Origin of the sequence: Tengunoibacter tsumagoiensis (genome assembly GCF_003967535.1) — a bacterium.
Lineage (GTDB): Bacteria > Chloroflexota > Ktedonobacteria > Ktedonobacterales > Ktedonobacteraceae > Tengunoibacter > Tengunoibacter tsumagoiensis.
Genome location: NZ_BIFR01000002.1, coordinates 2,141,121 through 2,155,394, shown reverse-complemented (window position 1 = coordinate 2,155,394; position 14,274 = coordinate 2,141,121). Strand labels below are relative to the sequence as shown.

Below are 14,274 nucleotides of genomic sequence, written 5' to 3'. Positions count from 1 at the left end.
GTAACGTCTGAAGACAGCAGGTCTCGGGGAGCTTTACAATTTATTTACAGGATCTCATTTTTTTTTTGATATCAACAGGATATGATTGAGCTAAGTAATGCGTAAGGTTCATTTCGTATGCATCATCACATTCGTACCTTACACTCAGACGGCCTTCCTTCACTCAGTGCGAGCTACATTTTTTTACGAGGATACAGATCATGGTGAAAAAAGTAACAGTGGCGATCTTGATCATAGGTGCCTTTATTCTCTATAGTCTCCTGTTTAATCATGCTGATTCAGTTGCAATTGTCCCAACCAGCACCTCCACATCGAGCTCTTCAACAGATTCTCCGGGCTCTGCTAATTCGCCCGGGTCATCGAGTAATGCAGGCTCTACAGATGCAACTCCGCCCACAACATCTAACAATACCAGTACAACAAGTACTCAATATAAAGATGGGTCATACACTGGAAGTGTGGCAGACGCGCACTGGGGAAACCTGCAGGTGAAAGCGATTATTAAGAATGGCAAGATCACCGATGTACAGTTTTTGCAGTATCCTATAAAGATGTTTTGCAAGCTGCCTCAATTGATCTCGGCAGCAAAATACTGTATACATTAACTGATAGCACTGCGATTCCTGCCAACTGGACTGGTTTTGTTGGTCGTATTAACGCTCAGATGCTTCAGCAGGTGATTCCAGATCTTGCTGAGAGAACGTATTATATCTCTGGTCCGCCAGAGATGGTTCGGGGGTGTGAGCAGGTACTGAAAGACCTGCATATCAGACCAGGCCAGATCAAGAAAGATTTTTTCCCAGGACTTTAAATGTTTCTCCGCTAAGACATCTTGCATTTTTAGCGTGAAGCAGGTACAATCCCAAACATTAGTAGACCCTAATGTTTGGGAGGGTCGACCTGCATTTCCTATACTCATCTGGTGTCGTGCATGTGCTGCCTATTCACTTCTGAAGCAGTCTATGTGCTGAAAGGATATAGTCGTCATGTCCACTGGGACAATCATCCTACTTGGGGCTTTTGCTGGCTTTACGATCTATCTGGGTCTTCCCCTGGCTTTTTTAAAAAGAGCCCCTCAGAGATTGAAAACCTTTGCCAATATGCTGGCAACTGGCGTTCTGGTCTTCCTCTTTTTTGATGTGGTCAGTAAAGGTTCAGAGCCAATTAATAGCGCTATCGAGACATTGCGCGATAAACATACGGGAGCTACCACTGTTTTTGCTGAAGTTGGCTTGATGGTGCTGGGCTTCTTTATCGGTTTACTTGGTCTTGTCTATTTCAATTCCTATGTCATTGCTCGTTATAAGCCGAAAAAACAAGTGATTGTGGAGACAGGCACGCCAGATGTTGAGCCTGTGCTCGTTGGTGCCGTTGCCAGTAAAGCTGCCATGGAAGCCAGAGGCGAGCGTGTACAGACGGTCAAGGCCCCCAACGTTACGGCGACGGTCATACCATCTGTCTCTGTCCCCTCTCCCATGTTGCTCTCCCTCATGATCGCAGTGGGGATTGGCCTGCATAATTTCTCGGAAGGATTAGCGATTGGTCAATCGGCAGTCACAGGTGCGATCTCATTAGCAACGATCTTAATTATTGGTTTTGGGCTGCACAATATGACTGAAGGCTTTGGCATTGCGGGTCCGCTCACCTCCACAGAGAAGGTTTCCTGGAAATTCATTCTATTGCTGGGCCTGATTGGTGGTGGTCCAACTTTTCTGGGGACCATGATTGGCATGGCTTTTCAGTCGGATCTGCTCTTTATTCTCTTTCTGGCCCTGGCTGCTGGCTCAATTCTGTATGTCATTGTTGAATTGCTGGCGGTCGCCAAACGGACAACTTCCAATCAGATCATTATGTGGGGGCTCTTTGTTGGTTTCCTGCTTGGCTATCTTACGGATCTGATTGTGACCTATGCAGGTGCGTAAATCTGTAGCATCCTTCAAGGGAGGATGCTACATGATGATGCACCCCGTTCGTCTCTCTATTTTGGCATTGGCACCGGCTGTGAGCTATTTCACTTCCCTTAACATTATTGTCAGTTACGTGCAATAATGCTCAATCATAAGACGAACTCTATCTTATAAGGTTGTAGGAGTATGATTCAGACGGGCTCAAGCTTTCGATAGGGGGGCGTGGGTAATTCAATGATGATGGGATCTCCTGATTGTACTTCCCCTCCAGTCAGGATAATGCCCATAATGCCAGCCTTGCGGATAAGAGCACCATGTTCGTCCCGATCTAGTACTGCGTCCATCAGACCTGGCTGAAGGTTGTTTAATTGGACGCAAGGATTGCGAAGGCCCGTTACCTCGATGATTGCCATGTTACCAACATGCAGACGCGTCCCGGTAGGAAGTGCGAGCAGATCAATACCACGTGTAGTAATGTTCTCACCCATCTGCCCTGGTACTATATTGAAGTTGAATGCACGAAGTTCATCATGAAGTTCAGCATGAATCAGATGGACCTGACGTAGATTCGGTTGACTGGGATCACGAGCTACTCGCGAGCGGTGTTTGACCGTTTCACCAAGATGTGCATCACCTTCTACTCCCAGGCCAGCGAGAAGCCGGATTCTCTCTAGATTTGGCTTAGTAAAGGTGTGTTTGGGATTGCAACTTACAGCGACCACGATTCCACTCATATGTATATGTGCCTTTGTTCATAAATCTTTGCAACGAAAAACAAGATTGCTGCTTTTTAGTATACTCTAATTGAGTCAATTTGCTACTCTTCAGGGCATTTTTTTTGTTGAGCAGAAGCTTTCAATCAAGAGCCTGCAAGAGAGATGAGATTTATAAAGGCCTTGAAGGTCGAGATGGCATAGTCAGTTCGTGCTCATACCCACAGCAAGGTTGTCATCTGGCCTGCTGTCTGTTATTGACCATGAAAAACACGAAAGAAAAAAGACGTGACCACGACGAAATACCTTGTTGATCCTGAGCTTGTTGCTATTCTTAACTATATTCCTGCTTCAGCGCTTACTGCTGAAAGTCTGGCAGAGACACGTGCCAGTGCGAAGAAGGCAGTTATGGCTTCGCTAGCATCTGCGAACGTATCTCAATTCTCTGCACTTTCTGTCAGTGAGCGGTTCATTTCTGGCCTGGAAGGGGAGCCCAATGTACGGATACTGGTCTACCTGCCCACCTCGGTGCAGGGACCACTCCCAACCTTACTCTGGATTCATGGTGGGGGATATGTTATGGGCTCAGCAGATGCGGAAGACCTTATGGTCAAAAGCATTGTGTCAAATGTTGGGTGTGCCGCTGTTTCGGTCGATTACCGCCTGGCTCCAGAGACGCCCTATCCGGGTCCGATCGAGGATTGTTATGCAGCCTTGAAATGGATTTTTACTCATGCTAACGAACTGGGGATCGATCCACAGCGAATTGCGGTTGGTGGGAGCAGTTCTGGTGGAGGACTGGCCGCTGCATTAGCGCTCCTGACGCGCGATCGTGGCGAGTTTTCCCTGGCCTTTCAACTCCTGCTGGCTCCTATGCTTGATGATCGCACATGTACGCTGGCAAACCCGCATCCCTATACAGGGGAATTTATCTGGACGCCAGAGGCCAACCGTTTTGGCTGGACCTCCTTATTGGGTCATGAGCCTGGACAATCGAATGTTTCGCCCTATGCGGCGGCTGCACGTGCAGAACATCTGGAAGGCTTACCTGCCACCTTTATCAACGTCGGGGCTCTTGATCTGTTTCTGGAGGAAGACATGGAGTATGCTCGCCGCCTGATGCGAGCAGGAGTGTCAACGGAACTGCATGTCTACCCTGGAGCCTATCACGGCTTCAGAATGGTCGCCAACGCCCAGGTAACAAAGGCTGCCGAGCGAGATCAGTTGGCCGCCTTAAGGCGTGCGTTTGATCCATCCCTTCTTCAGGCTTCCAAATCGTAAACCTAGAGGAGGGGAACTTCCAGGAAGAGTGCTCTCACGAATAGAGCGAAGACCCCAGAGCTGGCTGATGAAAAGATTTCAGCCAGCTTGTCATTACACTGGCAGGCTCTCTACCATCACTACCGTCAGGGCATGACCAGGAGTAAGCCAAGCAGAGCAGCCGTAAGAGCAAAAACCGTAATCAGCCAGTTCTCTTTAAAGCAGCGGCCCCATGAGATCGTAATGCCCTCTCGTTTGAGAATACCGAGCCATAGAAGAGTCGCCAGAGAGCCATAAGGTGTGAGCTTAGGACCAATATCTACCCCTATGATCACTGCATAGATGGCAAGCATCGGCGGATGAGCCACGGTGCCTAGTAGTAAGACACCAGCCAGTGTTGCAGGCAGATTATTCGTCACAGCCGAGAGAACGGCTAAGATTCCACCAGTAGTAAAGAGACCGATCACACTCTTCTCACCCATGATCAGACTATGGAGAGGTTGAATTGAGAGGAACAACGTAATCACCGTTGGCGTCATCGCAGCAGTAATCACAACAAACATGCCAAGCGCATAGAGCAACACCTCCCATGGAGCTGCAAACAAGATCTCATGGGCCAGACGTAACTTGCGAAAATGGACAAAAAAGAGGACAATCACCGCGACCGGTACAACGACAAAGGAGGCAGGCTGATGGAACACACCTCCAACGATAAGATGGCCCAGAATCAGCACAGTGAGCGCAATCCAGATAACCTTAAAGACAAGTTGATCTTTTAACACACTTCCCGTCTTTAGCAACATGCTACTATCGTATTTCACCTTATCTTTCAATAACACTGTATTAAAACGAATTGCAAAGCAACTGATCGCAACGACCGCAGCCAGAACCATCGGTAAGGCCATCTGAACCATAAAGGTAACAAAAGGGAGGTGATACGTGCTGGCAACAATAATATTTGTCAGATTATCAGGAACCAGGAAGCCACTAAATGAATCGGCCAGAAACCCCGCTGCAAAGATATAGGGCCACCAGTGTCGCTCACGCGTCGGGAAAATGGTTTTCACCAGTTTCGCGACAATCGCAGTCATACCCAGGATTGCCCCATCGTTGCCGAGGAAAATGGTTACCCCTATTGTCAGGAGACAGAGGAGCAGATAGAGCCGCCATGAAGAGCCATCGGCAATCTTTGCCAGGCGTAGAGCAGCCCATTCAAAAAAATGATTGGCCTCCAGGGCAGCTGCCAGTAGAAAGAGACCAATCAAAGTAAAAGAGGCATCCCATACGCGACTCACGATTGTTCCAAGCATCGTCAGTCCCACGAGCCCTAATGTGAGAGCCACTATAGCTCCTATGGCCGCAGGAATAAAAACGGGAAGCCCATGCGGAGTCCAGCGTGTACGTGGACGCCATACAACCACCACCAGTACCAGCAATAAGATCACAAGCCCTGCGATCACATTAAACATCAGCTATGTCCTTTATGTACATCAATCCTTGAGCACTTACCAGGAGTCTATCGCAGCCAACACTCTTGTTTGCAAGGGAAGCAAAGATTGAGTGATCTGGCTCAATACACGATACTTTTTTAGAGCCAACTACTACATAGAACGATCTTCACTTCAATACATAAAATAAAGGATGTGAAGCAGTTCGTTTTTTGAATGGATCTACAATATAGTATGTATAAATAGCTATTAAGCAAGTAATGCTATTACATTCTTATGCCATTTTTATGATATTATTCATTACTATAACATATAGAGCGGGTGATTACAATGGATGAAATTCGACCCGGCATTTGCAAAGAATCGCCTTGTGGCGCGAATGTTCCTGCATTGCATGTAATGCGGGAACATTCGTTTCACAAGACGATACTTTTTCATACGAGGAGTGATATAGCCGCGGATCGGTCAGCCATTGTATTTATAGATATGGACCCAGTCGATATCCATAGTGACAGGGAAGACCGTTGTAGGATCGGGATCGCCAGTAAAGGCATCGCCAGAACTAATCGCAAGTCCAAGCCACATGGGAAAATCGGGAATGCGATTTGTGATTGCGCCTTGTAGCACTCCATCGACCGAAAATGTAATCTTGTTAGGAAGCCACTCATAGGTCAAGATATGGAAATCGTCGGCAAACTGCCCATTGGCTGTCACCTGTCCGCTTGTGCCATCGACCCCGTGGTTCGTGCAATAGAGAGTCGTTTTATCTACTGGCGGACTTTCAAAGAGATCCACCTGAGCCGTATTTGGTTGATCTGACTTTGGCCATAGGATCGCATAGGGATCAAGACCTTTTCCATGTGGGAGTTTCACACGCATCTCATACTTTCCATAGACCTGACTCAGTCCAAACGCAGCCATTCCACCAGTTGTGTAGAGCAATCCATTGGTGGTTTTCCGTTCAGCTTGAATATGAACCATCCCATTGCTCACCGAGATCTCGCTGGGATCATAATAGCTTTTTCCACCGCCATGAGGGCCATTGTAGGTACCCCAGCTTGAACCAAGTGTAGTACCATTGAAATCATCGCTCAAAATAAGGGTCCAACTGGGGTTATCTGAGACCACTGGAGCAGTTGGTTTTGGCGTTGGAGTAGGTGGTAAAGGTGTTGGGCTTGGTGTAGGTGTAGGTGTAGGCGCAATAGTTGGTCTCTCAGCCACTTGTAAGCCTGCCTGCGTAGCCTGGGCAGTGGGGGTTGGTTGTTTGGAAAGAGACACACGTGCCTGACGAGTAAAGAGAAAAGTGGAACAGATGACAACGAGCAAGATCAGACCAATGACAACAAGCACAGGCCCTCGTGTCTGCTTTTTCAAGAGATAATCTCCTTCAACGTAGGGAAATACAGATGTCCTTAAATAATCCCCTAAAAGTAGGTATAAATATGGATTCAGAATAGCATAATTGTTGATAGCATTTCGGATAACACGTGTGTCAGGTAGCATAAAAGTACTCATTCAGGTTAAGAAGAGAGGATCATTTTGTAGAAAAATGGCACGTGCTGATGAAATGTGACTATTCTTCGTGGTAACCCGTTCCAAAGATGAGAGTGGTGGACAATCACCACCAGCGTATTTTGAGGCTCTGCCCTATGAATTATCCATGTAGAACAGGCTCCGGAATGGACCGGAAGGAAAGTGGGGAAGCATCAATGTTAAAAAGTATCAATGGTATATCAGGTTAATTGATCAATGAAGCTCAGTCGAGCAAAGAAGTTCCCTGGTGTTCCCTCGGATCAACAAAGGAAACCAGTATGAATTTGTTCGGCTTTTGGAAAAAGCAATCACTACAACCACCTATTGAAGTTCTTAATGCAGCCTGTAATTTTTATGGAATTGCTCCCGAGCATGTACCAGCAATGCAAGCAGAGCAGTTAAATGCTCTGGCTGATAACCTCTGGGTTGTTCGGCTCAATGACAGGGCCAGTGCCCTTGTGGCATATGTACCTGAAGATAATGAGCAGACAGTCGCAGCTCCATGGTTTACTGAATGAAAGACTAATGTAACGTAAAAAAAGAGCCATTTCAATGATAGCGAGCCTGATCGATAATACGCAGTATTGATCAGGCTCTTTTTGTATGCAAATAACGATGTGTGAATAACAATGTCGAATGAATGTTGGTCGCGAGGTCTCGCAAATTTTGCGTTTTGCATTTTCAATCGTCTTACTAAGAGAGGTAATTTTTAGCACGATAGTAGAGTCAAGAAGAGAAGAGGGTGTTTTATGCGTCCGACGGCAGGTGGGCTACATATTTGTGCTTTTGATCAAGGCTGTGGCGTCTTGCTCGTTGATGTTGAATCCGAGACCACAGTAAGATGTGATAGAGACGGCAATCCTCAATACTACTGTTTAGCGGGACAGCACATTTTTTCAGTCGATGCAGAAGGAAATACATACTTGAGCGATGGTTTTGCTGTGTTAGAGATCTATCCATCGGTTCGTGAGCCACGTTCAGCTTCTCGGCAAGGTTTAACTGACGGGTAAGTGCATAAGATAAAGTATTTATCGTGTGTCAGGTATCCTTGTATGGAGGCAGGCGTGTATAACTGATGGAAAGAAACCAGCCTGCCACTACCCTGATCAACGCAGCAAATGACCATGAATAGCTGAAGTCTTATCTTTTGGCGAAAAGGTATAAAATTTTCATTAAGATTTTATACCTTTTTTTGTTTGAATTTCTTATAGTTTCAGTATCAATAGCAAAATAAAAGCGCGAAATATCTTAAAATCATTGTTAAAGCCGGTCTCTCTGGGTAATTCAATCGTTTCTGTAGCAGAATGGTATTTTTAGGAAGGATAGACCCTGGATAATTATTCAGTTATGATTGAATAGATATGTTTATTTATGCCCTTGCTACTCTGATAAAGAGAAAAATATGCATATATAAAAGAGTAGTGTGATAAGCATATGCTTTCTTTGAAAGAAACATTTGCTTATTTTGCAAGGCAAATAGTCGCAAGATTTTGCAGCACAGAGTTGAATTGTAGGAAGACATGAGTGAATATCGATTAGATCTCAAGACACTTCTTACTATGTTGGAAGAGTTGCAGCAGACTGGATGGCTGATGACGAGTCTTCCGCCTCAGGTATTAGGGAAACAAGAGGTGTGTTTGGTGAGAATAGAACTGGTAAGAGGAAAGGTTGTGGCTTGTTTTTTGCAAGGAGAGAGTGGACGTTCGTATGGAAGTGGCTTACAGGTTCTGCAAGGGATTATGAATGTAGGAGAGAGACGTTGGACTTATGAACCACAGGCCATTGCCTCATCATCAAGCCAGAGCCTGGACCTTTTACAGTCATCGTACCAAACATCAGCAGCAGCTTCAGATGCCGCTAATGAAGCCAATACTTTCTCCGCTTTTCCTATTCCTAAAAGGACAGTTTCTCTGAGTCTACAATATGTCGATAGGAATTCGCGCAAAGTATTAGCGCTTATTGACGGACAGAGGAGTGTCGAAAAAATTGCTGCCTTAAGTGGTCTGGCGATACCAGTTGTACTCTCGACCCTACAAGAACTGACTACTTTAGGGGTAGTAACTGCGTAATAGTCTGGCTTGAAATTGAAGAACGTACAAGTATTATGGAGGAGTATTGTGTTACCTTTGAATTCGAACAGTAGAGATTCTCAATCGCAACAAGATTGGTCACTTCGATATCTCAATAATGACCCCAAAAAAAGCTATATGGAATGGTGGTATCACTTTACAGCTCCTAAACGTTCGTCTTCGCACATGAGTGTGGAGCAGAGAGAGCTTGTGAGACGTGGTCGTCTGGTCAGCTTGTTGCTTTTTTACATTCTTCTGGTTGTTGGTGGTCTGGCAGTACCAGTAGCTTATTATCAAAATCATACCCTTTTGTTTGTGCTCGTGCTGGCAATAGGTTTATTTATGATCGCGCTTGCTATGAATCACAGAGGTGCTGTTAATTTTGCTGGTGGGCTGGTCACTGCTGTGGTAAGTGTAGCAATTCCCATTGCCATTCTGACGTATCCTGGCGGTTTAGGGACTAATACCGTTTTTTTATATGACATGATGATTCAATCAGACCTCCTTGCAGTCTCTCTCTTGCCAGCAAGGAGCGTTTTTATCGTTGTTGGCGCAAATATCCTTTTCATTGTGACAGACTTTTATTTACAGAGTCGCACCTCTGATCTAACGGCTTTAATTGCCAAGGCTGGTCCTGAAGTGCTTGCTCGTCCGATTGTCCTTCATATTATTGTTGCAGTTGTGACCTATTTATGGGTGAGCAGCTCTCAGGATGCTGTCAAGCGAGCTGATCGAGCACAGGTTATTGCAGAGCTGCAACATGACATTGCCAGGCAACATACCGCAAGCACATTAGAAAAACAAAAGCTCGAGGCCAGTATTGACTTATTAGTACAGACACAGAACCGCATCGCTCAAGGTGACCTGGATGCACGTGTTCCTCTGACATCAGACAATGTTTTATGGCAGATTGGGGGATCTCTTAATACGCTCCTGTCTCGTTATCAGAAGTTGAGGCATCTGGAATGGCAAATGCAACAGATGCAGCCACGTTGGCAGCAGGCGCTGGTCTCTGAGAAAGAGTTAGAGAACTTGAAGAAAGAGATGGAATATGTAAGACAACAGCTTCAACAGGCAAAAGTTGAACAGGTTCCGCTGAAATTGAATGCGACAGGGACGGCTTTAGATCTCATTTTAAAAGAGTTGGATGGTCTCTTGCTGTCCGAGACGACCACCGCTCCAAAGACCTATTCTTAAAAACTCACAACAGGAAGGTATTGCTATGGTTAAGATTCGCCCATTTCGCTTTTCTTGTATTTCGAATGGAGCTCGTTCGCGTGAGGAATTGATCACGCAGGCAAAAAAATCAGAAGAGGTAGGAGTCAGCACATTTTTAATGACAGATCATTTTGATGAGGCCTCATCATTTGGTATTGTTGGTGACCCGATCTCGACATTGATGGCAGTGGCTGATGCAACTTCATTGCGTATTGGCAGCCATGTATTTTGTAATGATTTCTATCATCCAGCAGTTTTGTATCGACAGGTTGCGATGTTAGATCAACTTTCTGAGGGGCGTTTCCAGTTTGGGTTAGGGTGTGGGTATCTGGCTGAAGATTACAAGCAGGCTGGATTGCCATTTGATCGTGTTGGGGTGCGCATAGCGCGTTTTGAGGAGTCTGTAAAGCTGTATAAGGCCTACTTTCAAACGGATAAGCTGTATTTTGCTGGTCAACATTATACTCTTGATGGCCTGGATGTCGTCGTGAAAAGCGTTCAGAAGCCGTATCCACCCCTGTATCTGGGAGGAGGAGGCAAGCGGATCTTATCGTTTGCTGCCCGTGAGGCTGATGTCATTGGCCTGGCTGCTAAAAATAACGAGCATGGTCTGAACTGGACAAGTAGTCTGTATGAGTACAATGATGAAAAATTGACCTGGATTCGTGAAGCTGCTGGCGAACGTTTTGAGCACATTGAACTGAGCAATACTATTTTTATCGCCGTTGTTACCAATGATCGTGAGCATGTAGCTTATGGTGTAGGGCAAAAGTTAGGATTGACGCCGGAGCAGACCTTACAATGCAACCATGTGCTTATCGGTACAATTGATCAGATGGTAGAGGAACTTTACTATCGGCGTGAACACTTTGGTTTCTCCTCTATCGAGTTCCGTGTGGCAGATATAGGAGCTGTCGCGCCTGTGATCGGCCAGCTTGCAGGTCGATAAAAGCGAAGCTAGATGGCTGTTTCCAGAAGAAGAGGGAGGCGGATCGTGAATGTACTGCCTTTGCCTTCCTCACTCTGGATGGAGATTGATCCTCCATGCTGCTCAAGCACTTGAACCACGCTGGCCAGTCCGATTCCTGTACCCTGGATAGAGTCGATCACATTGCTTGCACGTTGAAACGGCTGAAAGATAGATGGAATTTCGGCATGAGGAATCCCGATGCCTTGATCCTGGATGCTGATAATTCCCCAGCATGTCTCACCATCTGCCTGACGATCTGATTCCACAATAATCTGCCCACCTTGTGGACTATATTTAATCGCGTTACTCAGCAGGTTACTCAAGACACGATCCATACGGGCGGGATTTCCATTGATGGGCAAGGTATCAACCTTATCAATGATAAGTATCTGATGGCGTTTGCTGGTATCTTGAAATTCACCGACCACTTGATGTACCAGGGGGAGGAGATCCAGTGATTGAAAGACATGGTCAATCGCTGGATCAGTCTGGTTCCGGGCAAGATCAAGAAGATCCTCAATCATCCCCGTCATCTTTTTTGTGGCCCCCTCAATTGCTCCTAGCCGTTTGCTGAGAGGATTGGGATCCGTAATGGGGACGCGAGCGAGCTGGCGTTGAGCGAGCTGTACATTTACCTTCATCGTTGTGAGCGGAGTTTTTAGATCATGGGAGATACTGGTGAGGAAGCGATTGCGAATCGCAAGAGCAATTTGAGCCTGAGAGCGGGTCTCTTGCTCAATCTGAAAGAGCCGCTCGCGCTCCTGTTCCATGGCCTTTCGATCGTTAATATTGTGAAAATAGACTGAGAGGCCGTCAGGAGCGGGATGGGCGTGGACCTCAAACCAGGTGTTTAAGGGAGGATAGAACTCCTCAAAATTAATATTTATCTGTTGCTCGAGAGCCAGATGATAATGAGTATAGAAACTAAGCCCAACTGCATCGGGAAACTCTTCCCAGATATTGTGTCCCAGGAGTTCTTCCCGGCGTCGCTGTAAAAGAGGTTCAGATTTTTTATTAAGATACGTAAAAATCCAGTTGCGGTCCAGTGCAAAGAAGGCATCACTGATGCGTTCGAGGATATCCGTGGCGCGTTGTTTTTCGCGTTCCGCATCGGCGCGAGCTTTCTCAGCGGTCTCTAGTAAATGGAGACGCTCAAGTTCCCAGCGTTTGCGATCAATGCCTACTGCAACGGCATTGGCGGTTGAGGCCATGGCCTCCAACACAGAGGCTGAGAGATGATGGCGAGCAAACATGGCCATAACGCCAACGACCTGATCGTCGACGAGCAAAGGATATCCCGCAAAAGCCACCATACCCTCTTGCCGGGCCCATGCTTGATCGCTGACGCGTGGATCGCCAATCACCGCATTAGTGAGATGAGGTTTTCGCTCAGCAGCAATCTTGCCGATTTTGAACATTCCAACGGGAATACGGCTATGGGGGCCGTCCAGATGCGTATACAGTCCTGAACTGGCCTGCAGTTCCAGGATCTCTGTAGCCTGATTGAGGACCCAGATGCGTGCAAATGCTGCATCGAAATAATGAACAAAAGCCTCTGTACAGCGTTGGGCCATATCCTGGAGATGCTCACTTTGAATGAGCGCCAGTCCAACATCTTTCATCAATCCAGCAAGGCGAAGCCGGGTCTCTACTGTAGGCTCGTGAAGACTGGATTCTTGACTGGAATGGGAGGCCGCCAACGGACTATCTTCAGAGTTAGCTGTGTTCATATTTCCTCTTTTTTCAACAATGTCATGATACTTTTGAAAAGAAGAAAAAGCATTGATCTTCTGATCTTTGTATCATACAAGCTTAAGTTTCTTTTTGCAATAAGAAAAGAGAGTACTATCTCTCTTCGCGAGGGGTGGTAAGACGAGTGTTTTCAGAGAGGAGATCGTACAGAGCCGCCTCTAGCGTTGGAAAACGAAACTGGTAGCCCAGATCGAGAGCTTTTTGAGGGATAACACGTTTTCCGTGAATAAGAATGGTAGCGGCCTCGCCCATAAAAAGCCGTAAGAGCCAGGAGGGTTTAGCAAAGAGAGCTGGCCGATGTAAGACACGGGATAAAGTTGCTTGAAAATCACGTTGTGAAACGACATCAGGGGCACAGAGATTGAGTCCACCGCGCACATTTTGATTATCCATCGCAAATTCAATAAGCCCTTGAACATCTTTAATATGAATCCAGGGCGTCCAATGAGCTCCCAAAATGGGGCCACCTACATAATTGCGTGTTGCTTGAGCCATAGGTGGTAGGCCTCCCAACTGATAATCGAGCACAAAGCTGGTGCGCAGAAGCACGACGCGAACTCCAAATGCCTCTGCTGCAAAGGCTGCTTTCTCCCATAAAAAGCATTCATTGGTAAACGCATCATCATCTGGTACGGCCTGCTCATTAAAGGGTTCATTGCTCGCTTTAGAGTAGCCATAGATACCAACTGCTGAGGCATTGATAAAGACCGCTGGCGGCCTGTCTATTGTTTGCATGGCACGAACAATAATATTTGTCCCTTGAATATGGATAGTATTCAACTGTTCTCTATAAGCGGGGGTCCACTTCTGGGCAAAGACAGGTGCAGAAGCAAAGTTCATAATCACATCTGCCCCCTGTAAAATTGCCTGCCATGGAGCAACCTCATCCATCTGCCAGCGTTGATAGGCTGTAGCTCCTGGCAATAAACGTTGAGCCGCCTGGGGATCACGTGAGACGATGGTGACACGCTCTCCACGCTCTAGCAGGCGTCGAGTAATAGCCTGTCCGATTTCACCAGTTGCTCCGACAACAACAATATGTTTTGGCATAACTAAGCTTTCTTTTTCAAATGGATCATAACGGCTGAGGATAATTGTGCAATCCTGATTGATATACGATCTTCCAGCCCATTATGGGTAAGGCCCTGAAAGTATCGACAAAGTAGCTTTTGCACTGTAACATTTATGAAAGTTTTAGTCCATAGAGCAGACATTTCGTCATCCATTTGTCGCTAGCCTGGACGCGTCCATTGGTGGTTTTTTCGGGCTATGATCATTTTTGCTGCATTCATCTCTCCATGGGAAAGATCTCCAGGTAGCAGAGTAGACAGTGGTATAAAAATATGCTATAACCACACAAGAAGCTAATACGATTCTCTTGTAACAACGGGAGCTTGGGTAAGC

Annotated in this window: 14 protein-coding genes; 9 read left to right on the top strand and 5 right to left on the bottom strand. The window is 46.3% G+C overall.

Going from position 1 to position 14,274, the window contains the following annotated elements; genetic code table 11:
- Positions 1 to 200 precede the first annotated feature (200 nt).
- The 3 genes from EL628_RS28725 (at position 201) to EL628_RS28715 (ending at position 1,922) form a co-directional block, all read left to right on the top strand.
- Positions 201 to 605, top strand: a complete 405-nt coding sequence (locus EL628_RS28725) for a hypothetical protein (RefSeq protein WP_126583405.1) — start codon at positions 201 to 203, stop codon at positions 603 to 605.
- Positions 557 to 811 (top strand): ferredoxin reductase domain-containing protein, encoded by a 255-nt coding sequence (locus EL628_RS28720; protein WP_126583404.1) that lies wholly within the window; start codon positions 557 to 559, stop codon positions 809 to 811. The genes EL628_RS28725 and EL628_RS28720 overlap by 49 nt, the downstream gene beginning before the upstream one ends.
- 175 nt (positions 812 to 986) lie before the next feature.
- On the top strand, positions 987 to 1,922 hold the full coding sequence (locus tag EL628_RS28715; protein ID WP_126583403.1) for a ZIP family metal transporter: 936 nt from the start codon (positions 987 to 989) through the stop codon (positions 1,920 to 1,922).
- Positions 1,923 to 2,098: 176 nt separating this feature from the next.
- Here EL628_RS28715 and EL628_RS28710 read toward each other — a convergent pair whose 3' ends face one another.
- Positions 2,099 to 2,641, bottom strand: coding sequence for an MOSC domain-containing protein (locus EL628_RS28710; RefSeq protein WP_126583402.1), 543 nt, complete (start codon positions 2,639 to 2,641; stop codon positions 2,099 to 2,101).
- 267 nt (positions 2,642 to 2,908) lie between these two features.
- Here EL628_RS28710 and EL628_RS28705 point away from each other — a divergent pair, with 267 nt between their 5' ends.
- A complete protein-coding gene (locus EL628_RS28705; RefSeq protein WP_126583401.1) occupies positions 2,909 to 3,901 on the top strand; it encodes an alpha/beta hydrolase in 993 nt (330 codons plus the stop codon).
- Positions 3,902 to 4,026: 125 nt separating this feature from the next.
- Here the strand turns inward: EL628_RS28705 and EL628_RS28700 are convergent, their stop codons facing one another.
- Together EL628_RS28700 and EL628_RS28695 are read right to left on the bottom strand one after the other, a co-directional pair.
- Complete coding sequence (locus tag EL628_RS28700) at positions 4,027 to 5,349, bottom strand: ArsB/NhaD family transporter (protein ID WP_126583400.1); 1,323 nt, start codon at positions 5,347 to 5,349, stop codon at positions 4,027 to 4,029.
- Positions 5,350 to 5,793: 444 nt separating this feature from the next.
- Positions 5,794 to 6,702 (bottom strand): glycoside hydrolase family 16 protein, encoded by a 909-nt coding sequence (locus EL628_RS28695; RefSeq protein WP_161975858.1) that lies wholly within the window; start codon positions 6,700 to 6,702, stop codon positions 5,794 to 5,796.
- Positions 6,703 to 7,139: 437 nt separating this feature from the next.
- Between EL628_RS28695 and EL628_RS28685 the strand changes: the two genes are divergently transcribed.
- The 5 genes from EL628_RS28685 (at position 7,140) to EL628_RS28665 (ending at position 11,097) form a co-directional block, all read left to right on the top strand.
- On the top strand, positions 7,140 to 7,379 hold the full coding sequence (locus tag EL628_RS28685) for a hypothetical protein (protein WP_126583397.1): 240 nt from the start codon (positions 7,140 to 7,142) through the stop codon (positions 7,377 to 7,379).
- A gap of 231 nt (positions 7,380 to 7,610) precedes the next feature.
- Positions 7,611 to 7,871 (top strand): hypothetical protein, encoded by a 261-nt coding sequence (locus EL628_RS28680; protein WP_126583396.1) that lies wholly within the window; start codon positions 7,611 to 7,613, stop codon positions 7,869 to 7,871.
- A gap of 510 nt (positions 7,872 to 8,381) precedes the next feature.
- Positions 8,382 to 8,930 carry a hypothetical protein gene (locus EL628_RS28675; RefSeq protein WP_126583395.1) on the top strand — a complete coding sequence of 183 codons (549 nt, stop codon included), beginning with the start codon at positions 8,382 to 8,384 and terminating at the stop codon, positions 8,928 to 8,930.
- 210 nt (positions 8,931 to 9,140) lie between these two features.
- Positions 9,141 to 10,127 carry a methyl-accepting chemotaxis protein gene (locus EL628_RS28670; RefSeq protein ID WP_161975857.1) on the top strand — a complete coding sequence of 329 codons (987 nt, stop codon included), beginning with the start codon at positions 9,141 to 9,143 and terminating at the stop codon, positions 10,125 to 10,127.
- A gap of 25 nt (positions 10,128 to 10,152) precedes the next feature.
- Positions 10,153 to 11,097: a TIGR03621 family F420-dependent LLM class oxidoreductase gene (locus EL628_RS28665; protein ID WP_161975856.1), complete on the top strand. Its 945-nt coding sequence runs from the start codon at positions 10,153 to 10,155 to the stop codon at positions 11,095 to 11,097.
- 8 nt (positions 11,098 to 11,105) lie between these two features.
- On the opposite strand, the gene EL628_RS28660 is transcribed toward EL628_RS28665, so the two are convergent.
- The gene (locus tag EL628_RS28660; RefSeq protein WP_126583392.1) at positions 11,106 to 12,848 is read right to left on the bottom strand and encodes a sensor histidine kinase; all 1,743 of its coding nucleotides are present in this window, start codon (positions 12,846 to 12,848) and stop codon (positions 11,106 to 11,108) included.
- 115 nt (positions 12,849 to 12,963) lie between these two features.
- Positions 12,964 to 13,920 carry a TIGR01777 family oxidoreductase gene (locus EL628_RS28655; protein WP_126583391.1) on the bottom strand — a complete coding sequence of 319 codons (957 nt, stop codon included), beginning with the start codon at positions 13,918 to 13,920 and terminating at the stop codon, positions 12,964 to 12,966.
- Between the last annotated feature and the right edge of the window lie 354 nt (positions 13,921 to 14,274).

What these genes read in the sequence shown, in the direction of transcription:
- EL628_RS28700 (WP_126583400.1), bottom strand. Translation starts at nt 5,349, where the DNA reads ATGTTTAATGTGATCGCAGGGCTTGTGATCTTATTGCTGGTACTGGTG.
- EL628_RS28715 (WP_126583403.1), top strand. Translation starts at nt 987, where the DNA reads ATGTCCACTGGGACAATCATCCTACTTGGGGCTTTTGCTGGCTTTACG.
- EL628_RS28655 (WP_126583391.1), bottom strand. Translation starts at nt 13,920, where the DNA reads ATGCCAAAACATATTGTTGTTGTCGGAGCAACTGGTGAAATCGGACAG.
- EL628_RS28725 (WP_126583405.1), top strand. Translation starts at nt 201, where the DNA reads ATGGTGAAAAAAGTAACAGTGGCGATCTTGATCATAGGTGCCTTTATT.
- EL628_RS28675 (WP_126583395.1), top strand. Translation starts at nt 8,382, where the DNA reads ATGAGTGAATATCGATTAGATCTCAAGACACTTCTTACTATGTTGGAA.
- EL628_RS28685 (WP_126583397.1), top strand. Translation starts at nt 7,140, where the DNA reads ATGAATTTGTTCGGCTTTTGGAAAAAGCAATCACTACAACCACCTATT.
- EL628_RS28660 (WP_126583392.1), bottom strand. Translation starts at nt 12,848, where the DNA reads ATGAACACAGCTAACTCTGAAGATAGTCCGTTGGCGGCCTCCCATTCC.
- EL628_RS28680 (WP_126583396.1), top strand. Translation starts at nt 7,611, where the DNA reads ATGCGTCCGACGGCAGGTGGGCTACATATTTGTGCTTTTGATCAAGGC.
- EL628_RS28665 (WP_161975856.1), top strand. Translation starts at nt 10,153, where the DNA reads ATGGTTAAGATTCGCCCATTTCGCTTTTCTTGTATTTCGAATGGAGCT.
- EL628_RS28710 (WP_126583402.1), bottom strand. Translation starts at nt 2,641, where the DNA reads ATGAGTGGAATCGTGGTCGCTGTAAGTTGCAATCCCAAACACACCTTT.